We start from the raw sequence: 4,750 nt of genomic DNA, 5'->3' as shown, positions 1-4,750 counted from the left end.
GATGATCACCGGCTGTTCGTGCAGGGTGTCAGGCAACTCCAGCAGTTGTTTACGGGCCTCGCTGATCGTCAGGAACCGGGTCATGCTTCAGTGTACAACAGAGTGTACAAACTATAGGTTGCATAGATTTGACAGGGGCTGAATACCGCCCTATATTAAGGGAATCAAAGCGGCCTCTGGGCCGCTTTTTCTATGGCCACGCGGAAACCTGACGGGAAAGGGAAGGCTCGCCCACCTCCTCTTTGCTGATCATCAAGCTGCTGCCCCAGCATCAGCTTTGGAAGTGAGCGGGTCTCCACTCATCTCTTTTACCCATAGGTCGCCCCAGCAGAATCAGATTCTACTGACGTCCCGTAGAATCTGATTTTTTACCGTGCCAGCCAACACATCGCCTCGATCAGATTCAGATTCTGGGGGTCGCCTAGCGCCTCCACAGGGACTCCACCGGGCGTTTGCGCAGGCCGAACAGCCTCAGCATCAGGTTGGCGATTTCAAACGAGTCCAGGTCACTCAGGACGAAGATCCGGTCCTGTGCTGCCAGCGCTTCATACGCGGCCTGATTCGTCCAGCCCCTCCCGCTGGGGGACGTGAGCTTCAGCGACTGCACTACATGCGCCGCTGACCTGACCAGACTGCCGTCTGCACTGACGTAGTACACCGTCTGCGCATCGATCAGGTACAGGCCGGGCAGCGCGACCTGCGGTCTGGTGTATTTCTGCTCGGCAGCCCAGCCCGCCACCAGTTGGGCCCGTCCGGCCAGCAGCACCGTGCCAGTGGTCTGCCAGTTGAGAAGCTGAAGGGCGGCGTACTGGCCGATCAGGCTTGGAAACGCCCCGCCTCGCCCGGTCTTGCGAATCCGGCACAGCCACACTTGATTCACGTCATCACCTCGCCTGCAAAGCTGTCCAGAGAATTCTGGAGAATCTTAGCTCTGGTTTTATCTGCCCAGCAATCGGATGAACAGCCCGCGTAAGCCCGTCGGCTGCTCATCTGTGGTGACGGCTAGCAGCGCCGCATGGGTGGTGACTTCCAAGCGGGCCAGTTGTCCACGGGTCTCCCCGATCTCTTCCCTGGCGGCGGACAGTTCGCGGCGAAGCTCTTCCACCTGCGCGCGGCTGCTGGTCAATTCGGCCAGGATTGGAGCGAGGGCGGGGGCCAGGGCCTCGCGCAGCAGTTCGGCCAGTTCCTCTCGGCTGCTCAGCACCCCAGGCAGCCGAACTGGGTGGGCCTCACTGCCCTCACTCTCCCCAGTGACGGCCCGCATGGCGGCCTCCACACTCAGGCCAGGATGGGTCAGCAGGTGCGCCCGCGTTCCTTCCAGCAACTCGACAGCGGCCAGGGGATACAGCCGCCCCCGCACTGGATCGACTTTCAATGCAAGGCCAGTCACGCTTTCCAGGGCTGCGGCGTAGCGGCGTACCATCCCTGCCTTCACGCCCAGGCGCTGGCTGACCTGGCCCGCTGTCCACGCTTCATCGGCTGTCATGCCTGCCCATCCTCCTATGATGGCCTCACTGTGAGGTCTCACTCAGTGAGTGTAGCCCTCACAGTGAGGGTGTGAGGCCTCACTCTCTGGCCTCACTGGGTGAGTGAGGCCTCTTCTGGTCACCCCGTTTACCGGGAGTCAGACCCCGTAGATAACAAGGGTTGTCCCTGGGGCAGGCCTTTTGGGTAACGCTACTTACCACAAGCGGCCCCTAGTGAAGAGGGACTCCCTATGAGTCTTCGCCAGGGCAGAACCTTTCCACCTCAGGTGGGTTAGGGAAAGATTGTCAGTGCTGGGTGGGGGACCGCCACCGCTAGCGTTCTTACGCGCGGATGGTGTTGTCCCCTCTGGTCTCAAGGCAGCCGAACTCCGCTTTAATCTGGATCACAATGCTCATCTGAGTTTAATGCTCACCGTGATTGAGAAATTTAACAATCCGATTGGGCTAAAGTGACGTAGATCTAAAGTGAAGCGACGCAGAGCTTGGCGCTCGGATGACCCCGCGCGACGGGGCTTTGTGAATGGTTTTGCGGATTCTGCCTTTCGTCCTTTACTTCTCATTCTTGGAGGTTTCACACATGAGCAACGACACACAGGGTTTGAGCAGCCGCCGTAAGTTCCTGGGGATGGCCGGCATGATGGGCGCGGGAGCCGTTCTTGCCAGTTGCGCCAACGGTGCCACCAATCTGCCCCCCAAGCCCGCCAAGGCCAACCTCGACGCCATTATCTTCAATTTTGCTCTGAACCTGGAGTATTTGGAAGCTGCCTTCTATCTGGCCGCCGTGGGCCGCCTGGAAGCACTGGACGCAGCAGGCGGCGACAGCAGTAAGGTCATCCTGCCTGCCGGCTTCACCGGCAGAGGCGGCGTGGCTATCCCCGGTTTGTCCGCCAACGTGCGGAATCTGGCCGAGGAGATCGCAGAAGACGAACTTGCTCACGTCAAGGTGATCCGCTCGGTGCTGGGCAAAGCCGCCGTTAGTCAGCCGACCATTGATCTGAGCGGTTCGTTTGTTGCGGCGGGCAAAGCAGCCTCGGGCGACAAGATCACTAACTTCAACCCCTACGCCAACGAACTGTTCTTCCTGCATGGTGCCTTTATCTTCGAGGACGTGGGGGTCACTGCTTACAAGGGCGCGGCCCGCCTGCTGGTGGACGACACCGCCGGGGGCAATCTGGAGAACGCGGCGGGCATCCTGGCCGTCGAGGCATACCACTCCGGCGCGATCCGCCACGCCCTGTACCTGCGCCGCGACGAGCAGGCCGCTGCTGGCCTGACGGTCGCCCAGGTTGTCCAGGCGATCAGCGATCTGCGTGATGCAGTGGACGGTACATCCGACACCGATCAGGGCATCGTGCCGGCGGGCAACCCCTCCTACCTGAAGGCCAATGCCTCCAACCTCGTCCCCACCGATGCCAACGGGATCGCCTTCAGCCGCACGCCCCGTCAGGTGGCGAATATCGTGCTGCTGGACACGGTGGGTACGGCGGTCAAGGGCGGCTTCTTCCCCGACGGCCTGAAGGGAGATTTCAGCAAAATCGGCCTCGGCGCTTAATTCTTGTGGAATGACGCGCGCTGGAGCGGCATGCTCCAGCGCGCGTTCCTGTTGATTTGAGTTTGCTGGATCACTCTTATCCGTAGGCTCTGAGTGAAAGAGTCGCCTGGTAATTGGCCTAACAACGCATCACTTGTCCATCTTGGATATACCCCAACCTGGCGTCAGGTTGAGCGCATCTCGTCGCGATGAACACGGCAAAAAACAGGGGTGGTTTTGGCAGCTTCCAAGGGTCTAAGACCCTAACCTGACAGTTAACGGGAGTTATCTCTGGGGCTAGCCACTGCCGCACGGGTGTCTGGCACTGCCAATCAATGACCGTGATCAGAGGCTGCCCTAGAGTGCCGTATGAACCAAGCAGAGCAGGTCGGGCTGGTCCAGCTTCAGCGGCAGGCCACGGTTGCCGCCATCGAGCAGGCGGAAGCCTGGGCCGAAGCCCACCGCACCACACACCCCACCGCGTTCTCGAATTGCCTGTCCCTCTACCTTGACTCCACTAACGCGCGGACGGTCTCTGAGCTGGCTCACCTCGAAGCGAAAGCCCGCGCTTACCTTCAGCACCTTCAGAGCGAACAGTAGGTTCGTCGCAGACCGCCTAGTGGTGGACCACCGCAGCCGCAGTAGGTGAGCAGCAAGGGGGTCCCAGCCAACCCCCGCCCTGCTGATGCTTTTTCTATGGTGCTCAGTTCAGCTCGCGCTCTTCGTTGTCGTCCTTGGGAAAGGGCTGGCGGTGAAACTCACCTACTGATCAACGGATGGATCACCGTGGTGGTCCCGCCAGCAGCATCGGCAGCGTGATGTGATTGAGGGTCGTGGTAATCCTATGGGGCCTCTGTCGGGGCGTTTCAGCGGCCTTCGTCATGCCTCAGAGTAGGCCAAAAAAGTAGCACTAATTAGAAATCGCGAGTGCAGTGGTTTTTCCCCTCTGGAACGCTGTTCCAGAGGCAAGTGCGCTGAAAGCGCTAATCTTGCGTAGCACCCCCAGCACCCGCAGAAAATCGGCACCCAATCCCCTTTTTTGCTGGAGCTACAGCGCTCTCAGGATTGAGACTTTCCGCTGCGGCCCTGCTCTATTTCAGCATTGGCCCATGCTTCATTTAAGGCCACTTCGACAGCTTCACCCTCAGCCAATCGGTAAAAGCATGCCCCGTTCGCCTGCTTCCTGATCACCACCAGCCCCTCCGTGGTGTACCGCAAAAGAATCCTCCGCATGTGGCCAAGGTCTGTTATGTGACCACGTTCGGCCAGTCGATCAATGATCGCCTCAATCCGTTGCTCCTCCAGAGACAGGCACAGCAGCACGTCACTCGCTTTCATACCGCCCAATCTCTAGCAGGAGCCTCCTCTAAAAATGTGCGGGTGGTAAGATAAAAAGTTTACCCGCTTGAAAACAGCGTGCTATACAGCAAAAAACCTCTGTCTCTGGCAAGTTTACCCGCACCCTTATCTTGCTTACTTTCCCCCATCCGCACATTCGAGTGAGATTCCAAGATCATAAGGAGAGTGGTATAGCTAGGGGAAACGTCCTTCGGCAGCAGCGCTGGCTATGCTTGCCTGGATCGTTTGGCTTTAGTGTGTAGTTATAAAACTTCCCCCTCTACTGTCTCTCTTTCTTACTCAGGAGTTGCACCTTGCATAGCGGAGTGAATAGCCGTGCTGGTGCAGGAATTCAGCGTTTTTCGAGAACAGGTGTAGCAGGCGGTTGAGATGC

General features: G+C 58.9%; 5 protein-coding genes. 2 read left to right on the top strand and 3 right to left on the bottom strand.

Annotated features, from left to right (window positions below; translation table 11 throughout):
• Window positions 1–421: 421 nt before the first annotated feature.
• Window positions 422–880, bottom strand: coding sequence for a hypothetical protein (locus Q319_RS0122440; RefSeq protein ID WP_029484631.1), 459 nt, complete (start codon window positions 878–880; stop codon window positions 422–424).
• A 57-nt stretch (window positions 881–937) separates the two neighbouring features.
• Window positions 938–1,486 (bottom strand): hypothetical protein, encoded by a 549-nt coding sequence (locus Q319_RS0122435; RefSeq protein ID WP_029484630.1) that lies wholly within the window; start codon window positions 1,484–1,486, stop codon window positions 938–940.
• Between the two features lie 578 nt (window positions 1,487–2,064).
• Between Q319_RS0122435 and Q319_RS0122430 the strand changes: the two genes are divergently transcribed.
• Both Q319_RS0122430 and Q319_RS0122425 read left to right on the top strand, forming a co-directional pair.
• Window positions 2,065–3,039 (top strand): ferritin-like domain-containing protein, encoded by a 975-nt coding sequence (locus Q319_RS0122430; protein WP_029484629.1) that lies wholly within the window; start codon window positions 2,065–2,067, stop codon window positions 3,037–3,039.
• A gap of 348 nt (window positions 3,040–3,387) precedes the next feature.
• On the top strand, window positions 3,388–3,618 hold the full coding sequence (locus Q319_RS0122425) for a hypothetical protein (RefSeq protein ID WP_029484628.1): 231 nt from the start codon (window positions 3,388–3,390) through the stop codon (window positions 3,616–3,618).
• A gap of 459 nt (window positions 3,619–4,077) precedes the next feature.
• Here the strand turns inward: Q319_RS0122425 and Q319_RS0122420 are convergent, their stop codons facing one another.
• On the bottom strand, window positions 4,078–4,356 hold the full coding sequence (locus Q319_RS0122420) for a hypothetical protein (protein WP_029484627.1): 279 nt from the start codon (window positions 4,354–4,356) through the stop codon (window positions 4,078–4,080).
• Window positions 4,357–4,750: the final 394 nt, after the last annotated feature.

Origin of the sequence: Deinococcus marmoris DSM 12784, assembly GCF_000701405.1 — a bacterium.
GTDB lineage: Bacteria > Deinococcota > Deinococci > Deinococcales > Deinococcaceae > Deinococcus > Deinococcus marmoris.
This window is presented reverse-complemented; position numbering and strand designations above follow the sequence as displayed.

Bases quoted from the DNA above. Each gene is read 5' to 3' on its own strand.
- Q319_RS0122425 (WP_029484628.1), top strand. From the start codon at position 3,388: ATGAACCAAGCAGAGCAGGTCGGGCTGGTCCAGCTTCAGCGGCAGGCC.
- Q319_RS0122430 (WP_029484629.1), top strand. From the start codon at position 2,065: ATGAGCAACGACACACAGGGTTTGAGCAGCCGCCGTAAGTTCCTGGGG.
- Q319_RS0122435 (WP_029484630.1), bottom strand. From the start codon at position 1,486: ATGACAGCCGATGAAGCGTGGACAGCGGGCCAGGTCAGCCAGCGCCTG.
- Q319_RS0122420 (WP_029484627.1), bottom strand. From the start codon at position 4,356: ATGAAAGCGAGTGACGTGCTGCTGTGCCTGTCTCTGGAGGAGCAACGG.